Annotated in this window: 9 protein-coding genes and 1 pseudogene; 4 read left to right on the plus strand and 6 right to left on the minus strand. The window is 42.4% G+C overall.

Features of this window, described 5'->3' with window-relative positions:
- Positions 1-27 precede the first annotated feature (27 nt).
- The 4 genes from AB5443_RS13230 to AB5443_RS13245 all read right to left on the minus strand — a co-directional run bounded on the left by AB5443_RS13230 (position 28) and on the right by AB5443_RS13245 (position 8,047).
- Complete coding sequence (locus AB5443_RS13230; protein WP_022138171.1) at positions 28-2,043, minus strand: RagB/SusD family nutrient uptake outer membrane protein; 2,016 nt, start codon at positions 2,041-2,043, stop codon at positions 28-30.
- Positions 2,044-2,067: 24 nt separating this feature from the next.
- Positions 2,068-5,286, minus strand: coding sequence for a TonB-dependent receptor (locus AB5443_RS13235; RefSeq protein WP_044655842.1), 3,219 nt, complete (start codon positions 5,284-5,286; stop codon positions 2,068-2,070).
- 88 nt (positions 5,287-5,374) lie between these two features.
- Positions 5,375-6,964 (minus strand): fimbrillin family protein, encoded by a 1,590-nt coding sequence (locus AB5443_RS13240; protein WP_368113906.1) that lies wholly within the window; start codon positions 6,962-6,964, stop codon positions 5,375-5,377.
- A 66-nt stretch (positions 6,965-7,030) separates the two neighbouring features.
- Positions 7,031-8,047 carry a fimbrillin family protein gene (locus AB5443_RS13245; protein ID WP_195405882.1) on the minus strand — a complete coding sequence of 339 codons (1,017 nt, stop codon included), beginning with the start codon at positions 8,045-8,047 and terminating at the stop codon, positions 7,031-7,033.
- 393 nt (positions 8,048-8,440) lie between these two features.
- On the opposite strand from AB5443_RS13245, the gene AB5443_RS13250 reads away from it, so the two are divergent.
- The 3 genes from AB5443_RS13250 (at position 8,441) to AB5443_RS13260 (ending at position 15,048) form a co-directional block, all read left to right on the plus strand.
- Positions 8,441-9,619: a tyrosine-type recombinase/integrase gene (locus tag AB5443_RS13250; RefSeq protein ID WP_368113908.1), complete on the plus strand. Its 1,179-nt coding sequence runs from the start codon at positions 8,441-8,443 to the stop codon at positions 9,617-9,619.
- Between the two features lie 188 nt (positions 9,620-9,807).
- Positions 9,808-12,939 carry a SusC/RagA family TonB-linked outer membrane protein gene (locus AB5443_RS13255; protein ID WP_368113909.1) on the plus strand — a complete coding sequence of 1,044 codons (3,132 nt, stop codon included), beginning with the start codon at positions 9,808-9,810 and terminating at the stop codon, positions 12,937-12,939.
- Positions 12,940-12,963: 24 nt separating this feature from the next.
- Positions 12,964-15,048, plus strand: a complete 2,085-nt coding sequence (locus tag AB5443_RS13260; RefSeq protein WP_368113910.1) for a RagB/SusD family nutrient uptake outer membrane protein — start codon at positions 12,964-12,966, stop codon at positions 15,046-15,048.
- A 466-nt stretch (positions 15,049-15,514) separates the two neighbouring features.
- Here the strand turns inward: AB5443_RS13260 and AB5443_RS13265 are convergent, their stop codons facing one another.
- Both AB5443_RS13265 and AB5443_RS13270 read right to left on the minus strand, forming a co-directional pair.
- The gene (locus AB5443_RS13265) at positions 15,515-17,605 is read right to left on the minus strand and encodes a beta-galactosidase (RefSeq protein WP_368113912.1); all 2,091 of its coding nucleotides are present in this window, start codon (positions 17,603-17,605) and stop codon (positions 15,515-15,517) included.
- Positions 17,606-17,652: 47 nt separating this feature from the next.
- Positions 17,653-18,585: pseudogene (locus AB5443_RS13270) on the minus strand (glycoside hydrolase family 43 protein); the annotation flags it as partial.
- Positions 18,586-18,827: 242 nt separating this feature from the next.
- Here AB5443_RS13270 and AB5443_RS13275 point away from each other — a divergent pair.
- Positions 18,828-21,704, plus strand: coding sequence for a sugar-binding domain-containing protein (locus tag AB5443_RS13275; protein ID WP_368113914.1), 2,877 nt, complete (start codon positions 18,828-18,830; stop codon positions 21,702-21,704).
- Positions 21,705-21,714: the final 10 nt, after the last annotated feature.

Raw genomic sequence — 21,714 nt, forward strand, 5'->3', positions numbered from 1 at the left:
TAAAATCAATTTTACTCATGTTTCTCATCACCAGCCGGGATTTTGAATCAAACCGTATCCTTTGTTGATTTCATTTTGAGGAAACGGAGATAAATACCATTTCGAATCGAATCCTTGTGTCCACCAAACACGTGCTCTGTTATGCAATTCGAATCTTTCATATTCAAATCTCGTAGGCTGAATGGCATTTTTTCCGAATTCATCAGTTCCGTCTCTCCAAGGTTTCTCTATACGCTTACCCGCATCATCCAAACGATAAATCAATAAGCCATGCAGTTTCTTTTCAAAACGGTCTGCACGTTTGTAACGAATCAAGTCGAAATAACGGCTGTCTTCCATGCCTAATTCACAAGCACGTTCACGAAGTATTTCCTCTAACAAAGCATCCTTATCAGTCGTCAGATTCTTATTCGGGATACATTCCTCCAATTTACCCAAGCCTACACGGGCGCGGACTTCATTTACCCAATAAAGAGCATCTGTGAAATTATTTTCGGCTTGCAGCAGAGCTTCTGCATACGTCAGAAAGAGATCGGACAAACGAAGATATGCCCAATGGATAGGTTGGCGTTCATAATCACTGTCGCTCAAATAATATTTCATGTTATCATATCCAGTAGCAAAACGCATATTTTCCAATACAGGAGCTGTCTTTGCATCCGTACCTCCCACCCATAATTCCCATGGATAGTCACTCATTTTAGGAGAAGACCATCCTAAATTTCGAGGTATATTGTTCACGATGACAGATTCATATAGTCGCGGATCACGGGTTAATATAAGATTGGAAAGAGTATTTTCTCCATCAGCAAATTCGCCGGTCAGAAACATATCGTTTAGCCTGCCTTCTGCTTCCGTCTCATTCCAGTCAAACGGGGTTCCGTCTGCCCAAGGAAACATCTCAACATACTCTTGGGTCGGAGTATAAGAGTTACGTCCATTGTTACACCAAGTACGCCATATATAAGTAGTCGACCCGCCCGGACGTTCATAGCCCGCTACACGTACGGAGTGTAATACTTCAGGACTATCCAAAAGGATGTACCCCATCCGGTAAGCATACCGATACTCAGTGGGAGTAGGATTGCTGCCTGCTGCTTCCCGTAACTTATAAAAACCGTTTGCCGCTACGGCATTGAAAAACTGCCTGCAATATTCAAGACATTTATTCCACAATTCGGGACGTTTACTTCCATACCACACTAAATGTTGCTGTTCCGCTTCACTACGTCCACCAGCATATCCTTGAGTGTCGTTAAACAAAGGAGAAGCGGCAAACTGCCATAGTTTACATCTCAATGCCATAGCCCCAGCCAATGTCCAATGACCACTATCGGAATTAAAATCAGCTCCTTCATATGCCCATTTCAAACCACCGGATTCGATAGCTTCCTCCAGCATTTTATCCATATAGTTCACAGTTTCTTCCACCGTAGCACGTGGTAATTGATAGTTGGTCTCCGTTCCCATGAACGAAGCATAAATAAGCGGTAATCCGCCATAGTGACGGAACATATCAAAATAGCGAGCGGCAATAAGGCATTTCGCCTCCGCTTTCATCTTTACTTTTTCATCCTCTCCCATACCAGGCACTCTGTCTACATTTTCCAACAGCAGCCAGCACCACCGCACAGTCTGCCAGACACCTTCACGAGTATATCCGAAGATATCACCACGAATACCGTAATTAGCGGTATGCGTACCACTATAGTAACTGTTATAAACCGTAGTTCCCGAATAGTGAAGTTGCCAACAATCAGTCAATGCATCGAACTTTCCTGTATAGGGATTGGAAGAATCCGGAAAGTCATCAACAGAAGAATTTACATAAGGCAAACCATAATATTGGCGGCTATAACAGGTATTCAAAAATTGCCGGGTATAAGTGACGCTGTTGAATATAGTATCTTGAGTAGCAGAGCCACCCGGCGCTTTTTCGAGAAAGCTGTTACCGAACTTAATCTCGTCTACACAAGAAGTAGTTCCTATACCAAACACTCCTGCCATCATTACTCCGACAAACCATTTATATTTTTGTTTCATAATAATCAAATTTTAAATCTGTTGTTAGAATCCCAGTTTCAATCCCAATGTATATGTCTTTGTCAACGGGTACGAAGGTGCATTACTAGCTCTTGCTTCCGGGTCGCCCCATAAATAAGGTGTGAGAGTCCACAAATTATAGCCACTGAACGATAGCTGACAAGTACTCATTCCCAATTTCTTCATCAAAGGGAATTGAAAATTATAAGCAATTGTCAGAGTCTTTAGACGCAAATATTTGGAATCCTGTTCATAAAGAGTTGATTCTGCATAGTTATTATCAGCGTTCTTCCATGTAGCACGTGGATATTTCGCATCTTGCGACGGATTTTCTTTTGTCCATGTATTTGCCAGATGATAGGCAAGCAAACCACCTGCAACATTACCTGAACTAGATAAAAATGGCCGACGGAACACATCCGAAATCATTCGGCTCACATTCCACGCACCAGTCCATTGCGTATTTACTTCCAAATTCTTCCAAGAGAATCCGAGATTCATACCTACCATGTATTCCGGATCATCCGTAAATCCATAATCATACCCCATATCATTTGCGTCAATCTTCCGGTCGCCATTTAAATCGACATAAACAGCATCTCCATTTTGTAATACAACCGAATGAGTCGGAAACGGACGATGGAATGTCTGTTCATACAGTACCGGTGTTTGTTCATCGTAATAGCGCCAGAAAGCATATTGCTTGCGTGAGCCGATACGATGTCCTTTCTCGTACAAATAGTCGTAATCCTGAGGAGCTTCCTTACGCTCGATGATTTCATTCTGATTATAAGAAAGGTTTATACCCGCCCAATAGCGAAAGTTTTTCCCGACCTTATCGTTCCATTTCAACGAAAGTTCCCATCCCCAGTTATTTACTTCCCCTAAATTAGAGAAAGGTTGGGTAAAACCTAACATACCGGGAGCTGTTCCGTCTTGCAGAAGGATATCCCAACGGTGTTCCTTGTAATATTCTACAGTAGCAGATAAACGGTCGTTAAAAAAGTTGATATCAATACCATAGTTCTGCTTGAATGCTTTTTCCCATGTCACATTCGCATTATTAATCGCCCACTCATGTGCTCCTAAACTAACAGTAGAAGTTTGTCCTCCTTGCCCGAACAAGTATCCATAAGAGCCCTGTATCTGAGCAAGATTACCGCTTCCATAACCGGAATTACTAACATAACCGTTCAGATTAACATGATAAGGATTGGCAGTATACATAAAACGGGAGCCACCGATTTTATCATTACCTACCAAACCGAAGCTGGCACGTAGTTTCAGGAAGCTTATTACCGGTTTGATAGATTCCCAAAACTTTTCTTCACTAGCCACCCACCCTACGGATGCTGCCGGAAAGAGGGCAAACCGATTATCCGAAGCAAAGTTCTCCGAACCGTTATAACCCATATTAGCTTCTACCATATAACGGTTTTTCCAGTCGTAAGTTACACGTCCAACCAAACCGACATATCCTCGCGGAACATCCGAATATTCTTTTGGGTAATATTCTTTGGACTGATTATAAAGCACTAATGCCCCTATGTTGTGATTACCAAACGAGCGATTATAGTTCAGTGCAGCTTCCATATACCAGTTACGCGACTGTCCCCGAGAAACTCCATAACTCACATCAGTGTATTTACTACCGTCTACCGGACGTAGTCCTACACTCCCATCACTCTGTAATACCGGTGTATAAGTCATTTCCGTACCACCGGACAAATTCTTATTAATGGTAAATGAGCTATTGTACGAACCTTTTAACTTAAATGAAAGTCCTTTAGTGATAAAATCCAGTTTCTGATTCAAAATGAGGTCGGCATTCAATGAATTGTTGACACTATGGGCAGCTCCGCCTCCATAATAAGTGAATGGATCTGCATCACCGACAAAAGGCAAGCTCAATCCGTCAGACTGTGAGTCAGTAGTAGTATATACCAACTTATTATTTACAAAACCGGCACTTCTAAACGGAGTTGAATAATAGATATTCTTAACCATTCCGGATGATCCTTGGCTGGTACGTGGCTTTTCGGATGAATTAACGTTTCCTGCCACATTGAATGAGATTGTAGTGGTTTTCGTCACGTCTATATCCAAGTTACTTCGGTAATTAAAACGACGATATTGATAGCTGATACCATAAGGCAGACTAAACTCATTGAAAAGTCCGCCTTGTGTATAAGCACCTGCTGAGATAAAATAACGCACCTTATCCGTACCTCCGGAAATATTCAGATTGTGCTGACTCTGCAGAGTAGCATCCCCCATAATATAATCAATCCAATTGACACTCGGAAAACGCAGGGGATCAGAACCATCCCGAAATTTTTGAATAACTCCATCTGAGAATGTCTTGGCTGGTATTTCCCCCACAGGTGTATCATTAGCTATCATTTGATTATAAAACATAGCATATTCATAAGAGTTAGCAGTTTCCACCATTTTAGTAGGCATTTGTATAGAAGCAGAAGTGCTGAAAGAGATATGTGCCTTTCCTTCCCTACCGCGCTTGGTAGTAATCAGAATAACTCCATTGGCTCCGCGTACACCAAACACAGCTGTGGCGGAAGCGTCTTTCAAAATGGATATAGACTCTATTTCATTGGGATCTATATCATTCATGCTACGTTCTACACCATCCACCTGAATCAATGGAGACGCATCTCCCCATGTCGCTTTACCACGGATAAAAACCTCTGCGGCATCTGCACCCGGCTCACCGGATGTTTGAATGGTAGTCAGACCTGCCATCTGCCCTCCTAATACATTAGAGACAGAACCGATGGAAGTACGTGTCAGGGCTTCGGTCTTAACACTTGCCACAGCACCCGTCATGGTTACTTTCTTCTGCACACCATATGCCACGATTTCCACTTCTTGCAAAGTGGTAGCATCTTCCGATAAAACCACCCGCATATTATTTTTGGCAACTAACACTTGCTCAGTATATCCGATAAAAGTAACTTTCAGCTTCGTCCCTGCTTTCGCATTGATTTTAAACATACCGTCGATATCGGTAATAGTACCGACAGAAGTACCTACAACAAGAACATTAGCTCCAATCACCGGTTCGCCTTTATCGTCCACCACCGTTCCCTTGATAATGCCTTGTTGCTGAACTATATCAACAGCAGCTATAGCCTGTCCTTGATTGCCGAAAGTCGGTATTAGGGCGAAAGAGAAAAACAGGGCAATAGGTAAAGTTGTTCCTTTTATTAAGTTTTTCTTATTCATATATTTCTATTTTCATGATAGAGGAGTTATGAGGCGGCGAAATATATCCATGCCGCCTTATTTTCTTTATTTGAATATAATTATCTGTTTAGAAAGCAAGCATCAAACGACATAGTTTGCCACCGGAACCGCGCTCACGCAACGTTATATCCTGACCATTCTCTGAAAGTTTATGATACCACATATAAGTTACAGCACGCTCATTACTGCTAAAATATCCGGCATCAGTTGTCAATGCTGTTCCTTTTGCGGAATTGATGCTTGTATTAATAGCATTTAATGATTTAGCCACTTGTTCTAACTCTACAATGCTTGGAATATACCAGTCGGTAACCATAGAAGGAACAGTTACTTTCGAACGGTAATTGTTAAGATTAACATAAGCATTGTCACAAGGGAACTGCCGTATATTTTCATAACAGTAAGTCAACAGGAATGTGTTGTTGTAACCCATAAATCCCGGAATAGCAGCATAAGGAGCACCACCCTTATTTGATTCATTTAAATTGCTTACAAGGCGATTCTGCCATTCTTCGTCAGTCTTAAACCAATCACCGAACAATGCATCAGCAGCCCCGGTAGACGGATTTTTAGTTCCCCATTGAAAAGCAGATTCAGTCATATCTTCCAACGCTATAACCAACCCGTGGCTACAAGCCGGATAGTCGTTATGCAGAATATCATTAGTTTCCGTATAGGTACTGGAATGTGTTACCGATGGTTGCGGATTTCCCACATAACATACAATACCGATTACATTTTCAGGAACAGTTTCAGTATCTTTGCTGACAATTGAACCATCTGCACAATAATAATCCCCTACGGCAAGTATATATTCGTACTTATTAGGATCATTGATTGTATATACTTTAGCCATTCCGTTATTCAATGTAGCAGTAGCCGCATATGACATCTCCTTTGTTCCTATATATGTACCTTCAATAGTAAACTCTGTTCCCGGTTTCACCAAAAAGCGATAAGTATCTGTACTTTCTTGATAAAAAGGAGTCACTTCATTACCATTCAATTTGAAAGAATTAGCAGTAACAGGCAATTCATAATCATCAAGGGTTACGTCCGTATTGGCAAAGTCATAAACAAGTTTAGGCATTTTCAATACAGTCAAAGCCATACGGTGCATCATTTTAAAGTTGATTTCACCTTTAAAACGATTGTCTACCACAGCACTACCGGAACTTGTCATCAAGTCGTATTTGGTATATTCTTCGTTGGACTGATTATTACCCAGCACCCAACTATCAACATATTGAGCAAACGGATCTTCTTGACCGACATTAAATATCACATCTGCGTTATACGGATAATAAGCATAAAAATCCATATCTTTAAAATCGGCACCTTTATATTCGATGGGAGTTCCTTCAATTTCCCAACTGCCGTTCTTCATCGTAAACTTCCGGTTGTTAATATCTGTCACTATTCCGCCGGCATCTACTCCAAAGACACCGATCGCATCGCCTTCAGAAAAGGTAGTAGTATATCCGTTTTCAATTGTACGTGTTCCCGGAGTAGTATCTATAAATCCACCATCGGTCACACTGATGCGGAAACCATTAGAAGAACCTGTTTCGTTTACATTCAAATCTTCTTGCGAACAAGAAGAGAAACTTGCAATACCTGCAATCAAAAGTGCTGATATATAATTATATATTTTCATATTCGTATTTTTTATTTATTGAATGATTAATGCGTCGTATATATTAATATTGGTATAAAAGAACAGCTATTTTTTTTCTGCAGCAGTAATATCTTCCTCTTCTACTGTCCAATCCGGATTTTCGGTCGTAGCACCTGTATCAGGAGAAGTAGACTCAGATTTTATCTCCTCTTCTTCTGTAGCCCAGTCATTGATCTGTGTTCCCTCTTTCGTGATAGTAAATACATAATCCTTTTGGTCTACCGACATGCTGGCCTTAATAGTATAGTTATAGGAAACTCCCGTATCTAACTTAGTCAAGTTAGGGAATTGCACTTCATATAACCGCCCTCCCATTCTGGCCTGAATACTCACTTTGCTGCTCACAGTCTGTGGCAACAAGATAGCTTCCATCGTATGATTATTTACTTCACCTACATTTCCCCAATAGATATCCTCAGTCGTCGCACTCTCGCTGACAGTCGTCGCTCCTGTGCTTGTATTGAATGTACCCTCCTGCTTCAATCCGATAAGATAACAGTCTATATCAGAAAGTGAAACTCCATCGCCTGCTTCAAATTTTATCTTGATGCGACTCATCTTATGGTTAAACACTAACTGTACATTTGGCTGAGCGGCACTTGCCGTAGCCGTAGCATAAAGAAAATCAAGATATTTTCTTTTTTCTGCCGTTGCTTGATTTTCAGTGTCAGTCAATACACTTACAATTCCCTCGGTCACTCCAGACGTACCCATAAACGGACAATAGGCTATCACATCATATTCTTGTGTTCCCAAAACCCAAATTTCTTCTCCTACACCTCCTTTGGCGGCAAACATATTATTCGCATCACCTATGTATTTGTAGTGGATATTCTGTTGATTACCTCCACAGGAAATTCCTATTGAATCTCCAATTTCCCATTCTGTATCAGTAGCTCGGGTTGGTGTCAAAGGAGTTCCGGTCTGACTGTTTATCACTGCGTTGAAAGAGACCTTCACACCCGCCTCTCCTGCAAACTTGATGTCAGATTCTTTAACATCAGTGCTGCATCCCGCCAACAGCGACAGAACCAAAGCAGCCATTACATAGTTTTTCTTCATACCATGTTTTTTAAAGTTAAACAAATATTTCTTATTAATTAAATTCTCTATAAGTGCTAAAGGGTAACTACCGAACTCATTCTTTCCGACAGCCATAAACGAAGGGTAGTGTTTTCCATTATTTCTCATACCTCAATATCTTGAGTTAAACAAAAGTTAGATTCTCTTTTTTGTTAAGTGCCTTTTCACATTATAGCTGTGAAAAAGTGTTGCAAACATAGCGAGTAAATCAAAATATAGCAATGCAGAATCGTACATATGCATGGAAAATACCGTCTTTTGCACGATATTCCATGCTACAAGCCGGATTTTTAATCTGCGGCTAATAGTTATGAGACTTTATGTTTCTATTTTATTGTATGGGAAATAGTAATTTATAAACCTAAAAATGATATGGCGAATTTTTCAATTGTAATTGTTCCAACTAAAAAACTATCAAACGGTAGACATCGAATAAGGATAGCAGTAGCACATCATTCGCAAACTAGATACATATCTACTCAGTTTACTTTGGATTCTACCAGTCAGATAAAAAATGGTAGAGTTATCAGGCATGAGAACGCTGCGAATATGAATGCTTGTTTACGAAAACTGATAAACGAGTACGAAGAAATAGTTACATCAATCAGTTATTTACCTGCAATATCATGCACTGAACTGATACGTATCATTAACTATGAACAGAAGAAAAAAGGAATAACTTTTCAATCTGTCGCAAGAGAATACATGAATTTCATGAAAGGAGAAGAACGGGAAAAATCTTATAAACTTTATATGATAGCTTCCGATAGGTTTATTAAATATATGAAAGGAGATTTTCCCTTGATTCAGTTAACCCCTCTGCATATACAAGAATTTGCAAAAGTTCTTCGTGAAGAGAATTTGTCAGATACAACTATCAGAATATATCTAACTTTGATAAAGGTGATATTGAATTATGCAGGAAAGATGAATTATGTAACCTATTCTATTCATCCTTTTATTCTCTTTAAAATGCCGGCAAGTAATGTACGGGAGCTTGATTTGTCAATAGATGAATTAAAGAGAATACGGGATGTTCATCTTTTAAAGCCTTCTTTATCTATAGCAAGGGATATTTTTATGCTTACTTATTATCTAGGTGGTATTAACCTGAGAGACTTATTGACATACAATTTTAAAGATAAAGATTATATGCGCTATATACGTCATAAAACACGTAATAGTAAAAAAGGAGAGAATAAAATCGTATTTACTCTGCAACCTGAAGCAAAAGTAATTATAGATAAATATCTGACAAAAGAAGGCTATCTGAAATTTGGGAAGTACTCATCTTATAAACAGATATACAGTTTGATTTTCCGCCATATCGGCAAAGTCTCAATACTCTCGGGAATAAAGAAAAAAGTCACTTATTATTCTGCTCGAAAAACCTTTGCACAACACGGATACAATTTAGGAATCCAGATTGAAAAAATTGAGTATTGCATAGGACACAGTATGAAAAACAATCGTCCTATATTCAACTATATTAAAATCATGCAGGAACATGCTGATAAAGTATTCAGGGAGATATTAAACCAGTTATTGTAAAAGGTTGCTCTGTTTGTCTCACCTTGGGGCATTTCTTTTATTGCTATATTCTTTTTACTGTTGAAACGATTTCAATGGTTACCTCATCGTTGCCTAAAGATAACTTTCTCAATTTTATAACTGCTTTATATACAATGCTTTCATTTCAAATTATGAATCTAACTTTTGTTTAACTTAACAATTAAAGTATGAAAAGCAACAAAAAAGGTAATCACCTGTACGCCTGTAAGGATACTATCCGACGGCTATTTTTCCTCACTTTGCTCTCCTTTTTAATAATTGGAGCCTATGCCCAAAATAAAACGGTCACAGGTACAGTCATTGATTTTACAGGAGAACCGGTTATCGGTGCCAGTGTATTGGTCAATGGCACTACCAATGGTACTATAACAGATTTGAATGGTAAATTTACCCTCTCTAATGTACCAGCTAAAGGTACGATAACAGTTACTTATATAGGATATAAGAAACAAGAAATTTCTGTCGCAGGAAATACTAATTTCAAGATTACACTTCAAGAAGATTCGGAAACGTTGGATGAAGTAGTAGTTGTGGGATATGGCGTTCAGAAAAAAAGCGACGTAACCGGTGCTATGGCGCGGGTTGGAGAAAAAGAGCTGAAAGCAATGCCTGTAAAGAATGCCTTGGAAGGAATGCAAGGAAAAACAGCAGGTGTGGACATCACCTCCAGCCAACGACCCGGTGAAGTAGGAAATATCAATATTCGCGGGCAACGCTCTATCAATGCCGAACAAGGGCCGTTGTATGTTGTTGACGGCATGGTTATTCAAAACGGCGGTATTGAGAATATCAACCCTTCCGATATTGAAGCTATTGATATTCTAAAAGATGCTTCGGCTACGGCTATTTATGGTTCGCGTGGTGCCAACGGTGTCATCCTTGTCACTACCAAGAAAGGAAAACAAGGGAAAGTTACTTTAAACTATTCCGGTACTGTCACCTTTGAAACATTGCATGACGTAACAGAAATGATGTCTGCATCCGAATGGCTGGACTATGCCCGTATAGCTAAATACAATGCAGGCTCCTATGCATCCGCTACTCCGACGTACGAAGCGGATAAAGCAGCCTTCGGCAGTGTAGCCGCTTCCTGGAAAAATATCGACCAGGCATGGTCAAACGGCAATTACGACCCTTCAAAAGTCGGTTCTTACGACTGGGCTTCCCACGGCAAACAAACCGGAATTACCCATGAACACACATTAAGCGCATCCGGCGGTTCGGATAAGTTCCAAGGGTATGCTTCATTCGGCTATATGGATCAGAAAGGTACACAACCCGGCCAGGCTTATGAACGTTATACCTTAAAGACTTCATTTGACTCAAACCCGGTGGAGTGGTTCAAAATGGGAACTTCCATTAACGCTTCCTACTCTACCCAAGACTACGGTTATAGTTTCTCTAAATCCGTAACCGGTTCCGGTGATTTCTACAGCGCATTGAGAAGCATGATTCCATGGACAGTGCCTTATGATGAAAACAATGAATACATCCGCTATCCGAGTGGTGATGTCAATATCATCAATCCTATCCGTGAACTGGATTATAATACCAATCAGCGTCGTACCTTCCGTGCATCAGCCAGCATGTATTCACAAATAGACTTCGGTAAAATATGGAAGCCGTTGGAAGGCTTGTCCTACCGTATCCAGTTCGGCCCTGAATTTCAATTCTATACATTGGGAGTTGCCAATGCAGCCGACGGTATCAATGGCGACGGTAATAACGGCGCACAATATAAAAACGAACAGAAACGTGCATGGACATTAGATAACCTTATCTATTACAACAAGACATTAGGCCAACATAATCTGGGATTGACATTGATGCAATCAGCATCGGCTTACCATTACGAAATGGGAGATATGAGAGCTACCAATGTTGCGTCGGCAGATGAGCTGTGGTATAATATGAGTTCTGCCGGTACACTGAATTCTTTTGGTACAGGTCTGACAGAGACTCAAATGGCATCTTATATGATTCGCCTGAACTATGGATATAAAGACAAATACTTATTAACTGCATCTATGCGTTGGGACGGTGCTTCGCAATTGGCCGAAGGACACAAATGGGCGAGCTTCCCTTCTGCAGCCATTGCATGGAGAATGGATCAGGAAGATTTCCTGAAAGATGTCAGTTGGCTTAATCAGTTGAAACTCCGTGTTGGTGTCGGTGTCACAGGTAATGCGGCTATCAAAGCCTACGCTACCAAAGGAGCAATCACCGGCTTATATTACAACTGGGGACAAAATGATTCTTCATTAGGCTATGTACCTTCAGATCCATCCCAAAAAGAACCGGCAAAAATGGCAAACCCGACTTTAGGCTGGGAAAGAACGACCCAATACAATGTCGGTGTTGATTACGGTTTCTTTAACAACCGACTCAGCGGTAGCATTGACGCGTACAAGACCAAGACGAACGATTTGCTGTTGGAAATGACAATTCCTTCATTGACCGGTTATGTTTCTACTTATTCGAATGTAGGCAAGACATCCGGTTGGGGTATTGACCTGCAAATAAACGCAATCCCGGTACAACTGAAAGATTTCTCATGGAGTACAACCCTGACATGGTCTATGGATAGAAACCGGATTGACGAACTATCCAACGGCAGAACGGAAGATGTAAACAACAAATGGTTTGTAGGAGAAGAAATAGGTGTTTACTATGACTGGGTATATGACGGCATATGGAAAACGGAAGAAGCTGAAGAAGCTGCCAAATACGGACGTAAACCGGGACAAATCAAAGTGAAAGATTTGAATAATGACGATAAGATAGATGCTAATGACGATAAAAAGATTGTAGGCCATGTACGCCCTCGCTGGACAGGCGGTTGGAGCAACACTTTCAATTACAAGAACTTTGAACTATCTTTCTTCATTCTGTCACGCTGGGGATTCACCGTACCACAAGGTGCTGTCACACTTGACGGCCGCTATATGCAACGCAAGGTTGACTACTGGGTAGCGGGAACAAATGAAAATGCAAGATACTACTCACCGGGATCCAACGGTGAAGGAGCAGATACTTACAACAGTGCCATGAATTACCAGGACGGTTCGTATATCAAAGTGCGTAACATTTCACTAGGTTACAACTTTACTCCGAAACAATTGGGCAAACTGGGTATCAATAACCTGAAATTATATGTTCAGGCAATGAATCCCTTCAATATCTATAAGGCGTGTGATTTTCTGGATACCGATTTAGTGAACTATGACAACAATACCAAAACATTCGGTTCACCCACTACTTTAAAGAGTTTTGTCATTGGTGTCAATATCGGATTCTAATAAACAATTAAAAGTAAGAACATTATGAAAATAAATAAATTATTATTCGCAGCTATACTAACCAGTGTTATGGGCGGTTCGATCACTTCGTGCAGCGAATCATTCCTTGACGAAGAGCTAAAGACCCAATATAGTACCGACCGTTTCAAGACACAGGAAGGTCTTGATGAATTAATAACCGGAGCTTATCAAAAATTGAAATTCAAATTCAATTATATCTGGGGAATCCAATGTTATAACATGGGAGTGGACGAATTTACCGACGCCAATAATGTGATACCGGCATGGAATCATTACAGCCAGGACTTGAATTCTTCAGAAAATGCCGCTAACCAACCGATATGGGATAACTATTACGGATTGGTTGAACCGGCCAATATACTTCTTCAGAACTTGCCGCAATATTACAATACAAGTTCGCCTACTTACAACACCCGTTTGGGAGAAGCCCACTTCCTGAGAGCTTATGCCTATTTCGAACTGGTGAAACAATTCGGCGGCGTACCCTTGAAACTGGAACCTTCTACAAGTGCGGAAACTTACTTCACACGCAACTCGGAAGAGGAAATATACACTCAGGTAATATCCGACTTCGGAGAAGCATACAGACTGCTGCCGGAACGAGGAGAATCTGTCGGACGTATCAACAAATATGCAGCCGCCCATTTCCTGGCAAAAGCACATCTGTTCCGTGCTTCCGAATTGTATAGCGGTTGGAACGGGAATTATGTATCTTCCGATTTGGACGCAGTTATCCAATATGGTTCAGAAGTGGTAGACGCACATCCACTGTGCAACGACTATGTAGAATTATGGGATTACCAACAGCCAAACGGTGCAAACGAAAAAGTCAGCGAAGTAATTCTGGCTGCCCAATTCTCCAATGATGAATCAACATGGGGACGTTATGGAAACCAAATGCATCTTTATTATCCGTCTGTATATCAAGGCAATGACATAGGTGGTTGTAAACGTGACATTTCCGGCGGACGTGAATTCTCGTACGTCAGTGCAACAGAATATACCATGCAAGTGTTCGACCGTGTCAACGACTCCCGTTTCTGGAAATCATTCATCACTTGCTATGGAGCCAACGAAACAAAAAGTGCCCCGGAATGGACAGAAGAAGATATGCCTTATGCTCCGGCAGGTGTCAACAAGGGTGACAAACGTTTCAAAGGCGGTGAACTGGGCATGAAATACATTGTCAACAATCCGGGTGACAACCGATATGAAGAATACCCTAACGCTCCGGCATATACAGCATTGAAAGACGGAAAGATGTGCAACACATATACTTATGTACGTTATTTCAAAGGACAATCCCATAGCTGGAACCTCAGTGAAAAGACCGGCAACTATTACAATATTATCCCGCACAAGCGCTCGGTCGCTTTGTCTAAATTCCGTGACGGTTACCGCGTTTCTATCGCTTCACAATTTGGTACTCGTGACGCTATCATTGCCCGTTCGGCTGATGATGTGTTAATGGTTGCCGAGGCTTATATCCGCAAAGGTGAAGCCAGTTATGACAAAGCTATCGAATGGATTAATAAATTACGCAACCGTGCCGGTTATGCTGACAAGGAAGACCGCAGCAAGAATGTAGACGGTGGACAAGCCTATAAGAACAATCCTTACTGTTCAGGAAAAGGTGGCGGTCACTCTGACGAAGGTGCTATCTATTGGGATAAAAACACCTATTATGAATCCAATAACATGGAAGGTGCAGAGACTACGGCTTCAACTAAATCAGCAATGAAACTGAATAGCGTAACAGACGTTTATAATTCAGCCGTTGACACCCCTATTTATAATGAATTAGGTTGTACGTCCAATGCCGAAAAGATGATGTGTTTCTTATTAAACGAACGTACCCGCGAACTTTGCGGTGAATTGCAACGTTGGGAAGACTTGGCCCGTACCAAAACATTGGATAACCGCTGGCATAAATTCAACGACGGTGCTACCCGGGGTATTGGCGAATTCAATCCAAGCAAACATTATTACCGCCCAATCCCACAGGCATTCTTAGACGGTATTACAAATGCAAGCGGCTCTGCCTTGACTAACGATGAAAAGAAAGCGATGCAGAATCCCGGATATTAATCTTAGATAGATATTGTCGATATTGCCACTTATGCTTCTTGAATATAAAGGCTTATTCAAGAAGCATAAGTGGCAATAGCTTGTATTACTAATAAACACTTTTGTTGATTTCTAATAAAAGCAATAGCATCCTACCAAATAGAATCTTCATAGGATTTGATTCATTTCCGTACGGTTATGAACTAATTCCGAGCTTGCGCAGATTTATTTTTAATACTTAATGGATTTATGGTTAATGATGCATAGCTTTATTCGTCTGACAACTGTTTCTTTTTCGTCTGACAGTTGTTAGACGAAAGAATAACAGTTATCAGACGAAAGTTTAACAATTGTCAGACGAATAAAGTTATGTATAACGGGGATTAAATCATTGTATACTACCAATAAAGTTTTAGAAAAACTAAGTTTAGTTCATTTCAGTACGGAAAAAACTATTCAAAGATAAGAATTATACACTATCTCATATTCATATTGAAAAGACCAATACGCCCGCCGTAGGGATTTCCGGTGTTCCTATTAATGCTTTACTGCCTTTCGGCAAGTCAAAGTTATAAGGCCGGTCAGAATAGTTCAGAACAATTCCAAAGCCATTGCGGTATTCAAGGGTTACGCCATAAGGCAAATCCATTACCGGAATATCGAGTTGTGCATATAGCTTCTTCAACAAGTCTTTTTCCAATGCACCGTTACAGCTGTCCACCCCGACATAAGTAATCGTTCCCTTTCCCAATTTACGGAAAGTCACCGCGGGGCTTCCTTCGTAAAATTCGTTGGCATATGTCGCCCATACTTGTGCATCGGCCGGGGGATTCAGGATTTCTCCCCAGGTATTCCAGGAATACTCTTTTCCATTCATTACAACAGTGCCGGGGTCTTCGGGAAGAAGCAAGTCATAGAAATTCATTTCGTTTCCGGTCAGCGGGGTAATCATAGACCCGAAAGGGGCTTCCGGCAGACGACCGTAACGGTCTTTCTGTGCTGTGCGACAGGTCAGTACGAGATTTCCGCCATTCTTCACATAAGCAGTCCACTTGTCTACCAATTCCTTATCAGCCAGTTGGTAAGCCGGGGCGATGACTATCGGGTAATCTGACAGGTTCTTGGCTTCTGAAATAAAATCGACAGGTGCTCCGAATGATTTTAAAATACGGTAATACTTTTCGATGTGTGCAAAAGTATCCCACGTGCGGTTCTGTTTCTGCCGTTCGATGCTCCAGGAATTTTCATGGTTGAAAAGAATAGCTGTACGACGTGCCATGTATGCGGCAGGTTTCGTTTCACGGGGAGAATAGTGCTTGCGAAGTTCGCGAATCTCTTTTATAAAGGTTTCATATTCTCTCCCACCGGGAGTAACGGTCACTCCGTCGGTGCCTACTATTCCGTAATGATATTGCTCTGTGCCGTAGAGCGGCTGACGATAGCGGTAGGTGCAGATAAAATCACTTCCACCGGCAAAGACACTCCACATCCACAGACGGACTGCTCCCGGAAGCGGTTGGGGATTGATGCCGCCCCAGTTTACCTGTCCCGGCTGAAGTTCCATTACACCGTAGGTTCCCTGTATCGGACGGAAGAAATCATTCGCCCACGCGATACGCAACGGATTGCCGACACGATATCCCCGACGACCGATACCTTCATTATCTCCATATACCATATAGCGGGTATAACTCTGAAAGTCAAGGGAAGGGCTTCCGCCGATATGCCCTTCGTCATAGTTCGGTATATAGTTGGTAGTTACCCATTGGTTCTTGGCGTATCTCTTGATCAGCAGGCATTGTTCGTTCAGGAAATCATTGGTTTGCGTTGCCGCAAAACGACGGTAATCCAAAATTTGATGATGATTCATAAACATCTGTACACGTTTGGGAAGGGTTATTTCATCAAAAGACGAATAGGCTTCGCTCCAAAAAGCCGTCCCCCACGCATCATTCAATTGACGGATGTCATTATGGTATTTGGCACGAAGGAAATCACGGAAGGCAAGTTCCGCTTTCAGGTTATAGTCGAATTGCACGGCAGGCTCGTTATCGAGTTGCCAGCCGATAATGCGGGAGTCATTTCCATAATGTTGCGCCAGTTTCTCTATCATTTTATAAGACAGCTCCCGATACAGGGGAGAAGTAAACGACGCGTGCTGGCGGGCGCCATGGTCGAGGATAGTGCCGTCTTCGTTCTTCAGCAGGATTTCGGGATATTTCCGGCTCATCCATACAGGCGGTGTGGCGGTAGAAGTGCACATGATTACTTTCAAATCATATTTGGCAGCCAAAGCTACGGCCCTGTCGAGCCAGGCAAAGTCGTAACGCCCCTCTTCGGATTCCAATTGCGCCCAAGCAAACTCAGCAAAATGGGTAAATTCAAATCCCAGTTCATGCATTTTCTTGAAGTCACGCTCCCATTGGCTTTCATCCCAGTGTTCGGGATAATAATAGACACCTGTCAATGTCAAGTCCTTGTCATTAAACCAGGATGAGGTTTGTGCTGTAGCTGAAAGGGTCAGTAGGCAGGCGGCACAAAAAACTGCCAGCATTTTACTTTTTATCATATACTTCATAGATTCGATTAATTATTAATGTTGGTATTTTAATCACATTGCTCTTTCAACGTTTCCACTACAGAAATATCGACAGCAAAGGCTGTTCCGTGGCGGATACCCCGCGGAAAGAAAACCTGTTCGGAAACATCTTCCCACGTTTTGCCGTAATCTATTGAACGGACAGCGCCATAACGGTGGTCACGGTATTTATCGAAATATACATAGAGCGTATCGCCTACAAAAAGAGGAGCCGGGCCTTCCGCCCAGTATTTTCCTGTAATGGGTGACGATACTTTAGTCGGGAATCCTTTTTCTATTTTCCTTGTACGTGTGACACGCAGATTCTTTTCCGGCGGATTGGAATTTTCGTTCTTCACCACCATTATTAAGTCTTCATGTTTCGGGTCTTTCACAATGGCAGCGTCAATTACGCTGAAATCAGGGTTGAAAAACATCTTTGTCTTTGAGAAAGTGCGGAAGTCTTTCGTCGTTACATAATAGATGCGATGATTCAGTCCCTTCTCACTTTCACTGGTCGGCACTTCCTTGTGACGGCCGGGGATGGTGGTAGCCCAGAAAATATAGTAGGTCTGCGAAGGCTCATCGTAGAACAGTTCGGGCGCCCAACAGTTATGGGCGTCCGGCTCATGCATCATCACCGGAATGGCTTGCTGCTCACTCCAATGAATCAGGTCGCGGGAAGAGGCATAGCCGATAATCCGGTCTGTCCAACTGGAAGTCCATACCATGTGGAATGTCCCGTCCGGTGACTGGCAAATGCTCGGGTCACGCATTAATTTATCTTTACCGACAGAGGGCGTCAGATAAGAGCGTCCGCCATTCAGAGGCAGCCAGTTTAAACCGTCATAACTGTATGCCAGATGCAATCCGTCCTTACTGTCATTGATAAAATAAGAAAAGAGATAAGCTGTCTCACCAGCAAAGATTGTCATGACCGGGCAAAGAGTTAGAGCCATCCAGAGAATTACTTTTTTCATGGTTCCTTCTAAGATTAAAAAGTTTACTTCGCAAATATAGGGTATCTCCCAAACTCCTCAAAGACAAAGGGCATGGACAATATTTCAAATACATGTAGTTTTGTACACCCACCGCCCTATATGTCCATTTTGATACAATATTCTATGTATCTGTACATCTTTCTATTTACCAAACCCCTAAAAAGCCCTACTTTAGCGGCAGATTTTCAGAAGAAATGAAAAACATATCAATTCTATATATCATGAAACGACTTTTAGTAAGTATTGCTATCGTATTTGCCGCTATACTGACCGCAATGGGGCAAAATCACTCTTTCAGCTTATCCGGCAAGTGGAACTTCCAGATAGATCGGGAAGATATCGGCGTCAGGGAACAATGGTTCAAAAAATCCCTCGACGACTCTATCAACCTGCCCGGCTCCATGCCCGAAAAGCTAAAGGGGGATGAAGTGACCGCCCGCACCCAATGGACGGGAAGCCTCTACGACAGTTCTTACTACTTCAACCCATATATGGAAAAATATAGGATAGAGGGACAAGTAAAACTCCCCTTTTTCCTGACTCCCGACAAACATTATGTAGGCGTAGCCTGGTATCAAAAGAAAGTTACAATCCCTTCCAACTGGAAAGGGGAAAGAATCTCCCTTTTCCTGGAACGTCCGCATATCGAAACCACCGTTTGGGTAAACCAAAAGGAACTCGGTATGCAGAACAGTCTTTGTGTTCCCCACGTCTATGACCTGACTTCTGCGGTCGCCCCCGGAAAGACGTGTCTGATTACTATCCGCATCGACAACCGCATCAAGGAAATCAACGTAGGCCCCGACTCCCACAGTATCACCGACCAGACGCAAGGCAACTGGAATGGTATCGTCGGACGAATCGAATTGCAGGCCACTCCGAAAGTACACTTTGAGAACATTCAAGTATATCCCGATTTGAGCAATCAGAAAGCACTGGTACGTATGAATGTGCAGTCCGCCTCTTCCGCCAAAGGAGAAATCACGCTTTCCGCCGAGAGTTTCAACACAGACATCCGGCACAAAGTCGCACCCGTACAGCAAAGTTTCAGTATCCGTTCGGGAGACAATGCGGTTGAAATGGAACTTCCGATGGGAAAGGACTTTCTGACATGGGATGAATTCAGCCCTGCACTCTATAAACTGACAGCCACGTTGAGCAACGGCAAACAGACGGATACGAAGCAAGTACAGTTCGGTATGCGCGACTTCAAGATAGAAGGAAAATGGTTCTATGTGAACGGCAGAAAGACAATGCTTCGCGGCACGGTAGAAAACTGTGATTTTCCGTTGACAGGCTATGCGCCGATGGACGTAGCTTCCTGGGAACGGGTATTCCGCATTTGCCGCAGCTACGGGTTGAACCATATGCGTTTCCACTCTTTCTGTCCGCCGGAAGCGGCATTTATCGCTGCCGACCTCGTTGGTTTCTACTTGCAGCCGGAAGGGCCGAGCTGGCCGAATCATGGCCCGAGACTAGGCAACGGACAGCCGATTGACAAGTACCTGATGGACGAAACGATTGCTTTGACGAAAGAATACGGGAATTATGCTTCTTATTGCATGCTGGCATGCGGCAATGAGCCTTCCGGTCGTTGGGTGGCATGGGTAAGCAAGTTTGTGGATTATTGGAAAGCGACCGACCCGCGCCATGTATATACGGGAGCTTCCGTAGGAAATAGCTGGCAGTGGCAGCCTCACAATGAGTTTCATGTGAAAGCCGGAGCACGCGGATTGAGTTGGGCAGGTGCCCGTCCTGAAAGCATGTCGGACTACCGTGCAAGGATAGATACAGTGAAACAGCCGTATGTTTCGCATGAGACAGGTCAGTGGTGCGTATTCCCTAATTTCAATGAAATCCGCAAATACACCGGGGTCAACAAAGCGAAGAATTTTGAAATCTTCCGGGATATTCTGAATGACAACCACATGGGAAGTCAAAGTTACGACTTTATGATGGCTTCGGGCAAACTTCAGGCTCTCTGCTACAAACATGAGATTGAAAAGACATTGCGCACTCCCGATTATGCCGGATTCCAGTTGTTGGCTCTCAATGACTATTCCGGTCAGGGAACCGCATTGGTAGGTGTGTTGGACGTATTCTTCGAAGAAAAAGGATATATCAATGCAGAACAGTTCAGACGCTTTTGCAGTCCGACTGTGCCATTGGCGCGTATCCCGAAATTTGTATATGCCAATAACGAAACATTCCATGCCGACATCGAAGTGTCTCATTTCGGGGCAGCTCCTTTGCAGGAAGCAAAAACGTTTTATACTATCAAGGATAAGTTCGAAAAAGTATATGCCCATGGAAGTGTAGGTACTCACAATATACCTGTCGGTAATCTCTATTCTTTGGGTAGTGTAGATATGGATTTAGCAGAAATCACTACTCCGCAGAAACTTAATCTGGAAGTACGTATCGAGGGCAGTGATGCCGCGAATGACTGGGATTTCTGGGTATATCCCGCACAAGTGGAACTGACACAGGGTGATGTATATACCACGGATACACTGGATGCCAAGGCTTTATCGGTATTGCAGGAAGGTGGAAACGTTCTGATAACGGCAGCCGGAAAGATTCAGTACGGCAAGGAAGTCAAACAATACTTCACTCCTGTGTTCTGGAATACTTCCTGGTTCAAGATGCGTCCACCGCACACGACGGGTATCTTCGTGAATGAATATCATCCGCTTTTCCGCCAATTCCCGACGGAATATCACAGCAACCTGCAATGGTGGGAACTGCTGAACAAGGCACAGGTGATGCAGTTCACCGACTTCCCTGCGGAGTTCCAACCGACTATCCAGAGCATTGATACGTGGTTTATCAGCCGGAAAATAGGAATGTTGTTTGAAGCAAAGGTATTGAACGGCAGACTGATGATGACCAGTATGGATATCACTTCCCAACCGGAGAAACGAATCGTTGCCCGTCAGATGCATAAAGCTGTTCTGGATTATATGAATTCAGACGCTTTCCGCCCGACAACGACTGTCAGTACGGAACAGATACAAGCACTATTCACCAAAGTGGCAGGAGACGTGAAGTCTTATACGAAAGACTCTCCCGACGAACTGAAACCGAAGATTAACTAAACGGAAATTA

This window comes from Bacteroides sp. RTP21281st1_H5_RTP21281_210402, from assembly GCF_040918965.1.
Lineage (GTDB): Bacteria > Bacteroidota > Bacteroidia > Bacteroidales > Bacteroidaceae > Bacteroides > Bacteroides congonensis.